The sequence below is a fragment of the Aureisphaera sp. genome, assembly GCF_059726885.1.
Genome location: NZ_AP041051.1, coordinates 2,337,917 through 2,353,397 on the forward strand (window position 1 = coordinate 2,337,917; position 15,481 = coordinate 2,353,397).

Consider the following 15,481-nt stretch of genomic DNA (forward strand, 5'->3'; position numbering starts at 1 on the left):
TATTGAAAAGCGAATTGTTTTGGGGGAAAACAACACATCTTTTTCGATTAAGACCTGGAATGAGGACGACCGTCCTAGGGAAAAACTTTTGGTTAAGGGTCCTTCTAGTTTAAGTGATGCAGAGTTAATAGCTATTCTCATTGGTTCGGGAAACCGAAATGAGAGTGCAGTGGGATTGAGTAAAAGAATACTAAGTGTTGCCGAGAATAGCCTAAAGGAATTAGGGAAAAAATCCATCCCAGATCTATTGGAGTTTCACGGTATCGGGGAAGCCAAAGCAATTACTATTCTGGCAGCAATGGAATTAGGCAGAAGACGTCAGGCGGAAAATGTCCTAGAGCGTAGTAAGATAACTTCTAGTCAGGTTGCCTTCGAGTTTTTACGCCCCATGCTCTGTGATCTTCCCCATGAAGAATTTTGGGCTGTATATGTGAACAATTCAAACAAGGTATTGCAAACCCAACAGCTAAGTAAAGGGGGCATTACCGGTACAGTGGTCGATATTAGGCTAACCATGAAGACAGCACTTCAAATAGGAGCTATGGGTATTATACTGGCCCATAACCATCCAAGTGGCACCTTAAGGCCCAGTGAGGCAGATAAACAGCTAACCAAGAAATTTGTGTTTGCAGGAAATAGCCTGGATATAAAAATTTTGGACCATCTTATTATCACTGAAAAGACGTACTTTAGCTTTGCCGATGAACAACTGCTATAATGCTTTTAGTTTATACCCAAAAACAAACTCCGCGACTAGATTATTCCTTTAAGCATATTTGTACCCGAATACTAGGGTATACAGTATCCTTTACCTCGGTAATTGAAACATTTATTGCCCATCAAGGCCCTAAATTGTCCTACGGAAAAGTACCCATGGGAAATGAACTGTTTATTCAGTCTCAGGGTCTATTGTTTCAACAGGGTTTCGAGGATTTAGAAATTACTGTGACCCCTTGGGAAGACAGTGTTGGCTTTTTTGGGGTATCCGGAGAAAAAAGCGCACTACCATTCGATATATTTTCAGCAACGTTTTACTTACTGAGTCGTTACGAAGAATATATGCCACACGTAAAGGATGAATTGGGAAGATTTCCACCCCAGGAAAGTTTGGCTTTTAAAGAAGGGTTTTTACGACAACCCGTTATAGATATTTGGGCCTTTCGTTTTAGAAAGGTGCTAGAGATGCATTTTCCCGAACTTCCCATTGGAAATAGGAGCTTTGGCGTTCATCATGTAGTTGAAGCCAGTAGGCCTTTCGAATTTTTCCAACGGGGTTTCCTGAGGAATCTCACCGGATATTGCCAAGATCTTTTTAGGCTAAGACTGAAAAACATCCTATTGCGAAGCAGGGTGTTGCTATACCTCCGGAAAGATCCTTACGACACCTTTACTTTTATCATTAATGCATCCAAGAAGAATGGTGCCAAGTTATCGGTATTCTTTCTGTTGGGTGAAGGCTTTAACTATGCGCTCGATCTAAATACCAAAAGAAAAAGGATAAGGCTTTTAGTGAAACACGTAGCCGATTATACCTATGTAGGCTTGGTTTTTTCTTTTCATTCGCTCATGGATACGTTACGATTAAAACTTGAGAAAAGGGAATGGGAAGATTTAATCCATAGGACATTGGGAAATACAATGAACGATAAATTTAAGGTTGGGCTTCCGCATACTTACAGGAGCCTGCTTGAATTGGAAGTGAAGCGGGATTATTCCATGCTTTACGAATCTGAAATAGGATTTAGGGCTGGAACCTGTACTCCATTTTTGTTTTACGATTTGGATTACGAAATTAAAACCCCCTTAATCATTCACCCTGTTTGTGGAACGACCACTGCGCTTTCAAACAGCAAAGCCTCCGAGCAGGAGGTTATTGTAAATCAACTTTTGAGCGAGGTGAAAAAAGTAGGCGGTACCTTCTCTTTTGTATTTTCCAATAAAGATTTTACATCAGACAGAAATAATAAATTTTGGAAAGTTTTATTTACAAGAAACGAAACGGATGAATAATTTAGGAGTAAAGCATATATTCTTTGATTTAGACCACACCTTATGGGATTTCGATCGAAATTCCATGTTGGCATTCGAAAGGATGTTCGAAGCATTCAAAATTGGTGTTCCGTTGAATGATTTTATTCGGGTATACGAACCCATTAATTTTGATTATTGGAAAATGTACCGGGAAGAACGAATCGATAAACAAGGATTGCGTCGTGGGAGATTTCAAGACTCTTTTAAACCTTTTGGAATTGAGTTCTCGATCGAAGAAATCGATAATTTGGCAACAGCTTATATCGATGAGCTTCCAAAAGATAATTACCTTTTCGATGGAGTAGGCGATACTTTGGAGTACCTTCTAGTGAAGGGGTACGAAATGCACATCATTACCAATGGTTTTGAGGAAGTACAGCATTTAAAACTTAAAAACAGTGAGATCGACCACTTTTTCCGTACTGTCACTACTAGTGAAGAGGTAGGGGTTAAGAAGCCAAATTCTAAGGTTTTTCATCGTGCCTTGCAAAAAGCACGGGCTATCCCCAAAGAAAGTATTATGGTAGGTGATACTTTCGAGGCAGATATTCTCGGGGCCGAAAATGTGGGAATGCACACCCTGTTTTTTAATTATAGAAAGGAGCGCTTGCTAGGGGAATATAGGGTCATAAACGATATAGTGGAGATTAAAAAACATCTATAGCTATACTTTTTTCAACTATATTAGCGTTACTTATGTATAGCCCTAATCCCAATGAAAAAGAACCTACTAATACCCGCGCTTTGTATTTTTGGAGGCCTACTTTTTTTCTCCTGCGTCAAGGATACAGATTTTGATGAAGCCGAAAATGTAACGGCTACCCCCATTGTGGAATTGAATCTTATTCATTTCAACCTCGAAGCCAATGAGTTTTTTGATGAGGTATCCAATACCCCAAGACTTACACTGACCGATACTACTGAAATCCGTTTTTTGGATGATACCGAAATTCAGGAAAGCCTTTTACGTGCAGATTTTTTGTTTCGTTTCAGCAATAGTATTCCAAGGTCCTTCGTCGTAGATTTTCAATTTTTGAGTGAGGCAAATGAAATTACCTATGTCACTGCCACTACTGTTCCGGCAGGTGAGGAAGGGAGTCCTGCAACACCGCCAGATTTCATCCAAGTAGTTGAAGGAGATGACATCGCTTTGCTTACCCAAGCAAATAAGGTAGTGGCAAATGTGACCATACCCTCGGCAGATGCCGATCTTGTGGGTAATCTAATCTTACAATCCAAGACCACCTATTATCTAGAAATTAAAGAGAGAAACTAACTATATGAAAGTACGATCCCTCTTTTTTATAGCCTTCGGGCTATCGGTTGCAGCTATGGCTCAAAATAAGCAAATCCTCTATGGTTTCGAGGAAGTGCCTCAAGCACTACTCGTAAATCCAGGTGGCAAGGTAAGTGCTACCCAAAAAATGCACTTTGGTATTCCATTATTGTCTCAAATACATGTGAATGGAGGCGCCTCCGGAGTGAGTGTGTATGATATTTTTGGAAGATCTTCGGTAGATGTTAATACTCGGATTGAACAGAAGATTTTTGAAATGACCGACAAGGACTTTTTCACTGCGACTCAGCAATTGGAAATTCTCTCCTTTGGATGGCGATCTCAAAAGGATATTTACTTTTCGGGCGGGGTGTACCAAGAGTTCGATTTTATTTCTTATTTCCCTCGGGATTTAGCCATTTTGGCATGGGAAGGAAATGCCAATTATATTGGCTATGAATTCGATCTTGGTCAAGTAAGCGCCACAGCAGACGCGTTGGTGGTATATCATTTTGGAGCAAATAAAAAAATCAACAAAAAGTGGACGGTGGGTGCAAGGGCCAAAATTTACTCTAGCTTGTTCAGTGGTCGCAGCACTAACAATAAGGGGACGTTTGTAACCAATATAGGCGATGCGGATAGCGAAAATATTTATGAGCATACCGTGCAAGATGTAGATATGACAGTGAATACTTCTGGGTTTTCCGATAACCTTACGGCAGGACAAATCGTTGGAAGGGCTTTCTTGGGAGGCAACCTTGGGGTTGGTGTAGATTTGGGGGCTACTTATGAAGTAACAGATCAAATAACCGCCAGTGCCAGTGTATTGGACGTTGGTGCCATATTCCATACCAAGAATGTAGAGAGCTACAGAGCTACGGGAACCTATACCCTCGACGGGATTGAGCTTATCTTTCCCCCGTTAAGTACTGGAGAGGCAGGTATACCCTACTATGATGATTTGGAGGATGAATTGGAACGTGAAATTCCTATAGATACCTTGACCAACGGATACACCCAAATGCGTCCTATGAAGGTAAACGCAGGAATAAAGTATAGCTTTGGTGGTTTTGTGGGAGGTGCAGAATGTGATTGCCTGAATAAAGGAGGCATAGATCGCATGCAAGCGGTTGGATTGCAATACTACAGTATACTCAGGCCAAAAGGGCCTCAAATGGCAGGTACTCTGTTTTATTATAGACGTCTATTCGATTTTTTGTCCGCAAAGGCGACATACACTGTAGATTCCTATACCTTCACCAATGTTGGACTGGGAATTGCAACAAATTTTGGAAAGTTTAATTTTTATGTGGCAGCCGATAACATCTTGAGCTATGGAAATATCGCAAAGGCAAAAAGTGTATCTTTGCAGCTCGGCTTTAATATAAAATTTGACGAAGAATGAATAAATATGTAGTTGCTGCCCTTTTCACTATATGTTCCCTTACCCAAATTTTTTCACAATCAGATCTGGATTCCTATAGCTTTGTAGTAGTACCCACTAGGTATGACTTTCAGTTTGAAGATGATCAGTATCAGCTGAATTCACTCACAAAATTTTTGTTTAACAAATATGGATTTCACGCTTACTATAACAATGAACTTCCCAATGTAGAACGTTGTGACGGCTTATGGGCGGATGTTACCAGGAAGTCCGGTTTTGTATGGGCCAAGGTTACTGTGGTGCTGAAAGACTGTAATGGTGAGGTGATATTTCAATCGAGTGAAGGAAGGAGCAAGCTAAAGGAATATGGAAAAGCTTACCAGGAGGGTCTTCGGGAAGCATTTCAAAGTATTATTGCCCTAGGAGTTAAACAAAAGGAGTTAAAGATTTTTGATTTTACTAAGGAACCAACACCCGAAGAAGAAGTAGAAGAGACTAAAGAAGCTGTTGTTGCCGAAACAAAAGAAGAACTGCCTACTGAAGTTTTGAGCAAGACGGATATTAACACAACTGATACTTTTTATGAGAATAATGGCAAGGTATTTATTCTCAAAGAAATAGGGGAAGGGTTTAAGCTTTATGAGTTGGTTACTGACGAATTGACCCTGAAGGGGAAAATTGATAAAACGGACGAAGGGCTTTCATTTACCGATGTATCTGGTAATGCATTTAGTTGTTCCTTTGACGAGAATAAAAATTTGGTTATTGCGACCTCTTTTCAAGAATTGGTATTCAAGTACCAACGCTAGTATTCATATTTGTCACCCCACAATTGAGATAGGTAATTTCGTAAAGAAGCTTCCCTATTGTTTTTCCCTGGATCATAGAGCACGGTTCCCTTAATTTCTTCGGGAAGAAACTCGTGGGCAACGAAGTTCCCTTCATAATCGTGAGCATATTCATAATTTTTACCATAACCCAGTTCTTTCATGAGCGCCGTAGGAGCATTCCTAATGGATAATGGCACAGATAGGTCACCTGTTTGCTTTACGAGCTGCTGGGCTGTTTTAATGGCCTTATACGACGCATTGCTCTTTGGGGAAGTAGCTAGATACACCGCACATTGACTCAAAATTATCCTAGCCTCTGGGTAACCAATCGTATTAACTGCTTGAAAAGTACTATTGGCAAGTACCAATGCCGTGGGATTGGCCATTCCAATATCCTCGGACGCCAGTATTACCAAACGCCTCGCAATAAACTTCACGTCTTCACCCCCTTCGATCATTCGTGCCAACCAGTATACAGCCGCATTTGGATCACTTCCCCTGATAGATTTTATAAAAGCAGAAATGATATCATAGTGCTGTTCTCCAGTCTTGTCATAGAGTACTGTATTCTTCTGTACCTTTTTCAAAACCATTTCGTTGGTGATAATGACCTTATCGCTTTCTTCAGATAACACCACAAGTTCTAGCATGTTCAGAAGCTTTCTGGCATCACCACCGGACAATCTAATCAATGCCTCGGCTTCTTTTAAGGTAACTTTCTTTTTTGATATTAGCTCATCTTCTTTTATAGCCCTTTCCAGAAGGGCTTCCAGATCTTCCTTAGAAAATGCCTTGAGTATATAGACCTGACATCTTGATAAAAGGGCAGGAATAACCTCAAAACTTGGGTTTTCGGTCGTGGCTCCAATTAAGGTTACCAAACCTTTCTCCACAGCTCCCAATAAGGAGTCCTGTTGCGACTTACTGAATCGATGAATTTCATCAATAAAAAGAATAGGATTTTTAGTGGAGAATAGGCCATCACTTTTCTTGGCCTTCTGAATTACTTCGCGAACAGCAGCGACCCCACTGTCAACCGCACTTAATGTATAAAAGGGTCTTTGGGACTCATTGGCAATGATATTGGCCAAAGTCGTTTTTCCCGTTCCTGGAGGGCCCCAGAATATCATGGAAGAAATCATCCCAGAAGTTAATTGAGAGGTTAAAGCCCCATTGGGTCCAATTAAATGATGCTGACTTAAATAATCTTTAAGGGAAGAAGGACGAATTCGTTCGGCAAGAGGCGTACTCATGAAACAAAGTTACCATTTATTCCAAAGTAGTATACTGACAATTTATCATAAATTAGAACTTGGATTGTTTTTTGACAAACAGTTAATCATGAAGGAGAAAACTCAGCTACCGTTTTCCACAGATGTAATTCTGTATCCCTTACTTTTCATCTTTTTAATTTGGGGAGTGTATTGGGTCGAGGTAAGGTTCGATGTTAGCTTTAACAGGTGGGGCATATATCCTCAAACATTAAAAGGGCTAAGAGGTGTCATTTTCTCCCCTTTTGTACACAGTGGACTATCCCATATATTTAACAACTCCATTCCCCTTTTTGTATTAAGCATGGGGTTATTTTACTTTTATCGTGACATACGTTGGAAAGTGTTGATTGTGGGCTTCTTGGCTACGGGCTTTCTCACATGGTTAATAGCGCGACCCGCATGGCATATTGGGGCAAGTGGTATCGTGTACATGCTGGTGGCTTTTTTATTCTTTAAAGGAATAGTGTCCAAGCGTTTTCAATTAATAGCACTTTCTTTAATCATCGTATTTCTCTACGGAAGTATGGTTTGGTACTTATTTCCTGTAGATCCAAAAATATCTTGGGAAGGTCATCTTTCGGGCTTTCTCGTTGGTATAGCCCTAGCACTGATATATAAAGGGAACTATCCAGTGGAAAATAAAAAGTACGAATGGGAGAAGGAACATTATAACGAGGAAAAGGATGTGTTTTTACAACATTTTGATGAAGATGGGAATTTCGTTGAAAATCGGCTTGAATTACTAAGGAAAGAAGCGGAAGAAGATTTGGACAATAACGATATAAAAGTGAACTACATCTACAAAGAGGATAACGATAAAGAAGATTCCCCTTCTTAAATTTTTCTCTGCCTAACCACCTCGTAAAGAAATGCTCCACAGGCTACCGATACATTTAAGGAATTGATTTCGCCCAATAGGGGAAGGGAGGCCTTTTCGTCTACAAGGCCTAATATAGATTTAGAAATTCCCTTGCCTTCAGACCCCATTACAATTGCCGTAGGAGCGCTCATATCGCAATCATGTATAGATATGTCGGTTTTCTCAGTAGCAGCCACTACTTTAACTCCTGAGCCTTGTAAGTAGAAAATGGCATCCTTAATATGATCTACCTTGCACAAAGGGATTTTAAAAATGGCACCAGCAGATGTTTTAACGGTATCCCCACTTACTGGGGCACCACCTTTTTTCTGAATAATAATTGCGTCTACATTGGTGCACTCTGCAGTTCTAATTATAGCTCCGAAATTGCGCACATCACTAATCTGATCTAAAATTAGAAACAGCGGGGTTTTTGTGCTATTAATAGCATTTTCTACCACAGTTTCTAAGGATTGAAATTCTATGGGGGATGAAAATGCCACCACACCTTGATGGTTAGATCGAGTGAGTTTATCTAATTTTTCTCCCGGGACATAACTAATAGAGGCATTTTTTTTCTCAAGAGAACTAACAATTTCGTCAATGGTATTATTACGAATACCTTTCTGAACGAATACCTTATCTATGGTTACATTAGATTTAACTGCTTCCAAGACCGGATAGATGCCGAAAATTATGTGTTCCTTGTTCATAGGGATAGTAAGGGGATGATGGGTAAAAAGAAAAAAGGGCCGTCTTACGACAGCCCTTCCATATTAAGAAGTAATTAAAATTACTTGATAATTTTGTTTGTAGCTCTTTGACCGTTAACGTCAACTTGTACAAAGTAAGCTCCACTTGCCATTTGAGACATGTCAATTGAAGTAGACAATGCATCAACATTAGAAGCGTAAACTTGCTGTCCTAGTACGTTGAAGATAGCGATAGAAGAGATAGCTTCTTTAGCCTGAACGTTCAATACATTTTGTACTGGGTTCGGGTACATAGAAACTCCTAAAGCATCTAACTCAGCAATTCCACCAGTTCCAATTGGCTGGTCAGAGTAGATCATATCGTCGATGAAGTACTCATTGTTAGCAGAGATAGAGAAGAAGTTTACACCACCTAAAGAAGTAGCAGTTGTTCCTGCAGAGTCAGTGAAAGCAGTTCCTGGAGGAATTACTTCAACACCGTCAATTTCAAAGAACCATGTTGCTAGAGAGATACCGTTGTTGATATCCCATCCTGCATAAACTCTGAACCACTGATCGTGTGGGAAGTTGAAAGTAACAGCTCCTAAAGCAGAGTTGTCAATTTGTCCTTCACCTGGAGTTAATAAGTCTTGGTTAAAGAAGATGTTTCCTACTACCCACTCACCAGCACCAATTGGTACTTGTCCTTGGAAGTTAAAGTATCCTTCTTTGTTAGATGGAACATAGAAATAGAATTCTAGGTACCACTCACCAAAGATTTTGCTTCCTAGATCCAATACTGGGTCATAAACAGCTGGGTCACCAGGTACATGGTAAGAAATGGCACCATTTCTTACAGTAGCGTCACTACCAATACCAGGAATTGAACAGTCAGCAGTCCAGTCAGTCCACCAGTTCTCACAGATAGGAGCTCCAGCAGTGTAGCTTTCCATATTATCAGTAAACTGTGCATAAGCGCCAAAGGAAAGCATTGCAGCTAGTGCAAAAACGAAATAATTTTTTTTCATAATAGATAAATTTAAAGTTTAATATGATCTCAAATGTACAAATTTTTTGGCAAAACCAATTTTGTAGATCAAATTTTTTTGTTAAAAAACGCCATATACAGGCATTGAATACGCGGTTTGTAATAAAAATAAGTTAAAAAGAATAAAAAAAGGTGGGTCAAAAACCCACCTTTTAATACTTAAATTATAACTCTTCCTTAGATGTTAAGGAAAATGATTCTGTATAAGAACGGAGCATTAAAATAAATACCCCCAGAAATAGTGGCACCTACATTAGTGTCTGTAAATATATTTCCATTGCTCATTTCAAGCTCCAATCGCAATGCGATAAAAGAAGGAACAGTAATTTGAGCATCTGCAGGATATGCATCTAGGATAAACTGAGTAGGAAACTCTACACTTGTTCTTGGCAAACCATTTGAGTCGATTGTAAATTGACTGGACGGTAAAGTTGTAACCAATACTTCTGCTACATCATTACCAGCACCATCTGTTACAGGTGTAGTCAAATCTTGATCTTCCCACAACTTTACATATACTCTAACTTCTTTGAAGTCAGGTACAAAACTACCATTCCCTTGTTGTACTTCAAGTACCATGGCAATGTTATTGTTGTCTGGGTTATTTGCCGTCACTAATTCCGCTGGTGATTCAATTGTTCTTACAATTGCTCCAGTTTCAGTGTCAACAGAATCTAGTACTTCATCGATGATCAAATCTGAATCCTCGCAAGAACTTCCCGCTAGAACGACCATCGCTATCATTAAAAATTTGAATATGTTTTTCATAATACGTGTCTTTTTAAAAATTAATTAGCAGGAGGGAATCCAGGTGAAGGACCATTGTTATCCCAAAATACTTGAACACTTACGTTTGGCTTTTGTGTAATATTCGCGTTCACGTTGGCCTCATTGGCAGGGTAGAAGAACGAACGTACAAATCCACCTGGGTTAGGATCGATTACAAATTGTAATCCATCATTTGGATACCCAGTTCTTCTGTAGAAGTTGTAAGGGTTTAATCCATTACCATAGTGTGTAATGAAATGTTGGTTCCCCAAAATTTCCCATTTTCCATTGGTGTTAGCACTTCCAAAGTCACTTACAACCGAAGAGACAAAGGCATTAACTTCACCACTTGTTGGTTCAAAGCTAGTATCTGCTCCAGAGTCAAGACTAGCAAAAGTCTGAGCCTTAGCGATAGACTTGTTCAAGGCACCTTGTAGTGAACTTTGAGCTGCACCAGCATTACCAGCACTTAAAGAAGCTTCTGCTCTCATAAGGTCTGTGTAAGAAGCTAGCATGATAGGCATGATTCCAGCTCCACCACCTCCGGATCCAACAGTTGCTGAACCGAAAGTATCGTCATCAAAACGTCCTCCATAAGGATATACACCAGCAACAGTTCTCAAGAACCCATCTGGTGGAATACCTTCAGCATTACCGTGGTCACGACCCCAGTAACCTTCTTCAACACTACAGAAGATCATATCTCCTGGGAAGTGTACAGGTCTAGGAGCAACAGAACAACCTAAAGTGGTTTGGTTACCACCTGGGTTACATGATGCACCTGGAGTACAATCATTTTGTCTGTAGAAATAATACCTTCTTCGTGGGTCATTTGATTCTAGCATGGTATTCATTATCCAGTTAGATCTGTAACGTCCCGCTCCAGAAGTATTATAATCTGCAGAATATCCTGGGTGTCTTGTGTCAGGGTTTGCTTCGTTAGCTCCATAAGGCCATTCGAAATCGTCTGCAGTGGTAGAAATAAAACTACCAGGGCTATTTGCGATAGCATTGAAAGCAGATGTATTTCCTGTGGCAAGGTAAGCTTGCATCTTTACAGAGTTAGCTAATTTTCTCCACTTATCTGCGTCGTTATTATAAAAGAAATCGTTCTCTAGAGGGATGCCTCCTTGACCAAGGAAATCAATTCCTTCATCGATCAAAGCCAAAGCACCGGCGTACACATCCTGTCCTGGATCTGCTACAGGAGCAGGAAACTCGGTAGGATTAGTAGCTTGGCTAAAAGGAACAGCACCAAAGTTATCAACCAAAGTGATTAAAGTGTATCCTTTCAGAATTCTCATAATTCCTATATGAAGGAAGTTTTCTTCTGCTACGGCTGCAGGTTCAGCTGCTGCCATATCCGAGAACATATTTTGGTAAGCCAATGTCCACTCTCCGTCAAGAGCTACTGGCTGGAAGTTGTTTACGTAAGTTCTACCGAACATGTACTCAACTCTAGTTAATTGGGCTCCATTACGTCCCATTTGACGCATAAAGCTTGCAAAGTCTATTTGGATTCGAGAAAGGAAACGGTCCAAACTCGCATTTTCCGTGGTGATCTCATTAGGATCGTCAAGTAAATCTAAATCTGTGGTTTCGCAAGATGTAAAAGCAAGTCCAAGAAATAGAAAAACAATTGCTGATATTTTATTTAATTTTTTCATGTCTTAATCTCTTTTTTTTAATTAGAATGTAGCGTTAATACTAACTCCATATCTCTTGCTACTTGGACCAGTTAAGAACTCAAATCCAGCACCGTTACCAGCACCCAATCCAGTTGTGTTAGGATCGAAGTTGATTCCGTCAGGTGTATTGTAAGCATCATACCAAAGGTTGAATCCACTTACTTTAATTCTGAAGCTACCAAATGGAGTCTTCTCAAGTAACTTGCTAGGTAGAGAATATCCTAGAGAAACTTCTTGTAAACGAAGTACAGAAGCATCATAAACAGATAGGTCACTAGCCGCACTTGCGAATCCATTAGTAAAGTAGAAATCTGAGTTGTTAATTTGAATGTCATTAGGCAATCCAGTGTCTTGGTTCACCCCTTGAAGGATGTAAGTACCTAGACGATCTTCTGTATCGGTTGTTAGACCACGACCTAATAACGTAGATACGTAAGCAGAGAAGATATCTCCACCAGAGATGTGGTTAAACTGAACATTCAATGTAATCCCTTTCCATGACATGGTACTGATATAGTTCATTACGAAGTCAGGGTTAGCGTCTCCAATTTTTGGAACCAAACCATCTTCTGTAACAGTCTCTGCAACATAGTTACCAGCAGAGTCAATTAATGGCTGTCCATTTTCATTTCTTGCTACACGCGATCCGTAAAGAGCTCCTAGAGGATCTCCAACAGTTGCGAAGTTACCAAGGTTTGTAAATCCAGCGTATACTACCTGCTCAGTATCTTGACCTAAATCAACAACTTCACTTTCGAAGGTAGTATAGTTTACGTTTACTTTCCAATCGAATCCACCATCGTCAGACTTGAAGATATTCAGTCCAAGGTCGGCTTCAATACCACTAGATTCGATCTTACCAATGTTGTTATCAGTAAAACGAGCTCCAGTAGAAGCAGGAATAGGCTGATCTTCAACGATAAGGTCTGTTGTTTCTCTTGTAAAGTAAGAGATATCAAAACTTAATCTGTTGAATAATTTACCCTCCACACCAAATTCGATTTCTTCGAAAAGTTCAGGCTTAATATCTGGATTACCAATGCTACTGTCTGTAGTGTTAGTGGTTACATCTGTTCCGTCACTGTCTTGGTAAGCTTGAGTATCAAGGTTAACCAATGTTACAGTTGGATATCCAGTTACAAAGTTTGCAGATGTTCCGTAACCAGCTCTAAGTTTTAGGTAGTTAATACCATTGTCAGATTGAAGTCCTTTGAATGCACTTGTAGGTACAAACGAAGCACTAACTGCAGGATAGAACAAAGAGTTGTTGTTCGAGTTAGATACCCAGTCATTTCTTCCAGATAGGTTCAAGAAGAAGTAGTTGTTGTAGTCTAACAAGATCTGTCCAAATACCCCTATAATGTTTCTTCTCTGGTGGAACTCAATTTGAGTTCTTTCCACAAAACCTGAGTGGTCAAAGAAGTTAAATACCTGCTGATTGAAACTACGTAAACCGATTCGGTTAAAGTCTGTACTCTGGGATGTTGCACCCAAAGAGAAGTTCAAGTTAACTTTTTCGTTAAAGAAACTAAAGTTGTTACCTGAAAGTACAATCCTGTGATCGTAAATAGTGTTAGAAGTATTAACCGTTTCATAGAAACCTCTATCAACGTTAATGTCTCCAGTTACACCACCACGATTTTGTCTGTTTACAGAATCTTCAGAGTAGTTATCAACACTCGCTTGATAGAAAACGTTGAAGTTGTCTGAGATATCATAATCGATTGTTGCAAAACCATTGATACGGTTTACCAACTGAGAGAAACGAGCGTGCTTCACTGTCCATAATGGGTGCTGAATCGCATTGTCATCACGATAGTACACACTTGCTCCATCAGGAAGTTCGAATGGAAGCTCGAAGAAGTCAACACTTCTTGGAGTATAGAAAAGGTCACCAAAGATAGAAGAACCAGCTCCATTCACACTACTACCGAAACTGGTAGCAACAGGAGGAGTCTTAAGGTCTGTCTTGGTGTAGGTCATAGACCCTCTAATATTTACCTTATTATTTAGTTTAGCGTCTCCAGAGATAGTTAAGTTATTACGCTTAACATTGTTACCTGGAGTAAATCCGTCTTCATCAAGGTGAGAGAATACAACACCGTACCCATACTTACCATCTTCACTTCTACCTCTTGCACTAACGGATAAGTTAATTGCAAGACCTTTACGGAAAAATTCTTCTACACTATTTCTTGGTTTCCAGTCATAACGAGCATCTTCATACAATGCTTGGAAGTCTGGATAGTTTGTAGCTAAGAAGTTAGAAGTTGCGTAAGGGTGAGGAAGTGTTCCGTCCTCATCGAACGCAGGGTCATTAGCCCAGCCTCCTAAGCCATCTTGATAGAAACCAGGTCCCCAGTTACTATAGAACCAACCGAAAGCTTGGTCGAATCCACCACCAAAACGATTTTGGTAGTCAGGAAGAAGTGCTACTTCGTTCACAAAAACTGAAGAAGAAACCTCAATCTCTTGCTTAGTGTTTCGTGCAACAGAGCTACCCGTTTTTGTTGTAATAAGGATTACCCCATTACGACCTTGGGTTCCATAAAGCGTTGTTGCGGCTAAACCTTTCAGGATATCCACACGCTCAATGTTGTTAGGGTCAATATCGAAAGAACGACTGGATCCCATGTTACCGTCAACAAAGTTACCCGCCTCATTCGTATCGTTACTAATCGGCACCCCATCAATTACATAAAGTGCATTGTTATCACCGGAGAAGGAATTGGTTCCTCGAATGATAACTTTGTTGGCCGATCCAGACAAACCATTCTGAGTCGTGATATTTACACCGGCAGCTTTACCAGTCAATACACGTGTAAGGTCAGTCTGTGGACTTTCCTTAATAGACTCCTGCTGGATGGATGATACCGAGTACCCAAGAGCTTTTTTCTCTTTTTTAACGGCAAATCCAGTTACTACCACCTCGTTTAGAATAGAGGCATCAGGTTGCATCGCGAAGGAAATATTGGATGTCCCTGCAGACACTCCTCTTTCCTCAGTCTTGTAACTTAAGTAACTGTACACCAAAGTTTGCCCAACACCTACGTTGATGGAATAGTTTCCGTCAAAATCGGTTTGAGTACCATTTGATGTGCCTTTTACAATAACATTGACCCCAGGTAATGGCAGATTTGTTTCATCTGTGATTGTACCTGAGACCGTTTTTTCTTGTGCGAACGTCAGTTGCACTACAAACGCCAGTAATAGCGTTAAAATTCCACTAAACTTTGTTCTCATTTTATAATTTATTTGAATTAGCCAATGCCAAAAATCACAATAAAAAGTTAATTACACAACTTTTTATACTTAAAGTTTAGTTTTTTTTATGGGAACGTTAACGCATTGTTAGGGACTTCATCCAGCATATATTGGAGCAATGCAAAAGCAGATTTATAACCGTGTACATATATTAAGGTATAAATATTCATTCTGTATTAAGAATACAAATGAACAGTTCCTGACATTTTAATCAAAAGTTAATGCCGAAGGGGTGTTACACTTTCGTCAATGACTTATCAATGTTTTCCGTGGCGAAAAAGGTAGGGGTAATTGTCTTTGTGGGTCGGGAAGTCAAAACCTTGATAGTCTGGTGTGGTATACTATTCATAGCACGAGGGTGGTCTGA

13 protein-coding genes are annotated in these 15,481 nt (G+C 39.9%); 7 read left to right on the forward strand and 6 right to left on the reverse strand.

Annotated features, from left to right (window positions below):
• The first annotated feature begins 19 nt into the window (after positions 1 to 19).
• The 6 genes from radC to AC6JAD_RS10190 are packed head-to-tail and all read left to right on the forward strand — an operon-like array spanning position 20 to position 5,500.
• Positions 20 to 718, forward strand: a complete 699-nt coding sequence (gene radC, locus AC6JAD_RS10165) for a RadC family protein (RefSeq protein ID WP_461304942.1) — start codon at positions 20 to 22, stop codon at positions 716 to 718.
• Positions 718 to 2,010, forward strand: coding sequence for a DUF7033 domain-containing protein (locus AC6JAD_RS10170; RefSeq protein ID WP_461304941.1), 1,293 nt, complete (start codon positions 718 to 720; stop codon positions 2,008 to 2,010). Before radC ends, AC6JAD_RS10170 begins: the two co-directional genes overlap by 1 nt.
• Positions 2,003 to 2,695, forward strand: coding sequence for a YjjG family noncanonical pyrimidine nucleotidase (locus tag AC6JAD_RS10175; RefSeq protein WP_461304940.1), 693 nt, complete (start codon positions 2,003 to 2,005; stop codon positions 2,693 to 2,695). Before AC6JAD_RS10170 ends, AC6JAD_RS10175 begins: the two co-directional genes overlap by 8 nt.
• Before the next feature lie 51 nt (positions 2,696 to 2,746).
• Positions 2,747 to 3,307 (forward strand): hypothetical protein, encoded by a 561-nt coding sequence (locus tag AC6JAD_RS10180; RefSeq protein ID WP_461304939.1) that lies wholly within the window; start codon positions 2,747 to 2,749, stop codon positions 3,305 to 3,307.
• Positions 3,308 to 3,311: 4 nt separating this feature from the next.
• Positions 3,312 to 4,712: a DUF5723 family protein gene (locus AC6JAD_RS10185; protein WP_461304938.1), complete on the forward strand. Its 1,401-nt coding sequence runs from the start codon at positions 3,312 to 3,314 to the stop codon at positions 4,710 to 4,712.
• A complete protein-coding gene (locus AC6JAD_RS10190) occupies positions 4,709 to 5,500 on the forward strand; it encodes a hypothetical protein (RefSeq protein ID WP_461304937.1) in 792 nt (263 codons plus the stop codon). The genes AC6JAD_RS10185 and AC6JAD_RS10190 overlap by 4 nt, the downstream gene beginning before the upstream one ends.
• On the opposite strand, the gene AC6JAD_RS10195 is transcribed toward AC6JAD_RS10190, so the two are convergent.
• The gene (locus tag AC6JAD_RS10195; RefSeq protein ID WP_461304936.1) at positions 5,497 to 6,774 is read right to left on the reverse strand and encodes a replication-associated recombination protein A; all 1,278 of its coding nucleotides are present in this window, start codon (positions 6,772 to 6,774) and stop codon (positions 5,497 to 5,499) included. The two genes, AC6JAD_RS10190 and AC6JAD_RS10195, sit on opposite strands and share 4 nt — an antisense overlap.
• A gap of 88 nt (positions 6,775 to 6,862) precedes the next feature.
• On the opposite strand from AC6JAD_RS10195, the gene AC6JAD_RS10200 reads away from it, so the two are divergent.
• A complete protein-coding gene (locus tag AC6JAD_RS10200; protein ID WP_461304935.1) occupies positions 6,863 to 7,633 on the forward strand; it encodes a rhomboid family intramembrane serine protease in 771 nt (256 codons plus the stop codon).
• On the opposite strand, the gene rlmB is transcribed toward AC6JAD_RS10200, so the two are convergent.
• The 5 genes from rlmB to AC6JAD_RS10225 form a co-directional block, all read right to left on the reverse strand.
• Positions 7,630 to 8,367, reverse strand: coding sequence for a 23S rRNA (guanosine(2251)-2'-O)-methyltransferase RlmB (rlmB, locus tag AC6JAD_RS10205; protein WP_461304934.1), 738 nt, complete (start codon positions 8,365 to 8,367; stop codon positions 7,630 to 7,632). The two genes, AC6JAD_RS10200 and rlmB, sit on opposite strands and share 4 nt — an antisense overlap.
• Before the next feature lie 80 nt (positions 8,368 to 8,447).
• Complete coding sequence (locus AC6JAD_RS10210) at positions 8,448 to 9,374, reverse strand: T9SS type A sorting domain-containing protein (RefSeq protein ID WP_461304933.1); 927 nt, start codon at positions 9,372 to 9,374, stop codon at positions 8,448 to 8,450.
• Positions 9,375 to 9,571: 197 nt separating this feature from the next.
• Positions 9,572 to 10,162, reverse strand: a complete 591-nt coding sequence (locus AC6JAD_RS10215) for a hypothetical protein (protein ID WP_461304932.1) — start codon at positions 10,160 to 10,162, stop codon at positions 9,572 to 9,574.
• A 20-nt stretch (positions 10,163 to 10,182) separates the two neighbouring features.
• Entirely contained in the window at positions 10,183 to 11,829 is a 1,647-nt protein-coding gene (locus AC6JAD_RS10220) for a SusD/RagB family nutrient-binding outer membrane lipoprotein (protein ID WP_461304931.1), read from the reverse strand.
• A gap of 21 nt (positions 11,830 to 11,850) precedes the next feature.
• Positions 11,851 to 15,093, reverse strand: coding sequence for a SusC/RagA family TonB-linked outer membrane protein (locus AC6JAD_RS10225; protein WP_461304930.1), 3,243 nt, complete (start codon positions 15,091 to 15,093; stop codon positions 11,851 to 11,853).
• Between the last annotated feature and the right edge of the window lie 388 nt (positions 15,094 to 15,481).

Bases quoted from the DNA above. Each gene is read 5' to 3' on its own strand.
- AC6JAD_RS10195 (WP_461304936.1), bottom strand. From the start codon at position 6,774: ATGAGTACGCCTCTTGCCGAACGAATTCGTCCTTCTTCCCTTAAAGAT.
- AC6JAD_RS10170 (WP_461304941.1), top strand. From the start codon at position 718: ATGCTTTTAGTTTATACCCAAAAACAAACTCCGCGACTAGATTATTCC.
- AC6JAD_RS10220 (WP_461304931.1), bottom strand. From the start codon at position 11,829: ATGAAAAAATTAAATAAAATATCAGCAATTGTTTTTCTATTTCTTGGA.
- AC6JAD_RS10190 (WP_461304937.1), top strand. From the start codon at position 4,709: ATGAATAAATATGTAGTTGCTGCCCTTTTCACTATATGTTCCCTTACC.
- AC6JAD_RS10200 (WP_461304935.1), top strand. From the start codon at position 6,863: ATGAAGGAGAAAACTCAGCTACCGTTTTCCACAGATGTAATTCTGTAT.
- AC6JAD_RS10210 (WP_461304933.1), bottom strand. From the start codon at position 9,374: ATGAAAAAAAATTATTTCGTTTTTGCACTAGCTGCAATGCTTTCCTTT.
- rlmB (WP_461304934.1), bottom strand. From the start codon at position 8,367: ATGAACAAGGAACACATAATTTTCGGCATCTATCCGGTCTTGGAAGCA.
- AC6JAD_RS10215 (WP_461304932.1), bottom strand. From the start codon at position 10,162: ATGAAAAACATATTCAAATTTTTAATGATAGCGATGGTCGTTCTAGCG.
- AC6JAD_RS10225 (WP_461304930.1), bottom strand. From the start codon at position 15,093: ATGAGAACAAAGTTTAGTGGAATTTTAACGCTATTACTGGCGTTTGTA.
- AC6JAD_RS10175 (WP_461304940.1), top strand. From the start codon at position 2,003: ATGAATAATTTAGGAGTAAAGCATATATTCTTTGATTTAGACCACACC.
- AC6JAD_RS10180 (WP_461304939.1), top strand. From the start codon at position 2,747: ATGAAAAAGAACCTACTAATACCCGCGCTTTGTATTTTTGGAGGCCTA.
- AC6JAD_RS10185 (WP_461304938.1), top strand. From the start codon at position 3,312: ATGAAAGTACGATCCCTCTTTTTTATAGCCTTCGGGCTATCGGTTGCA.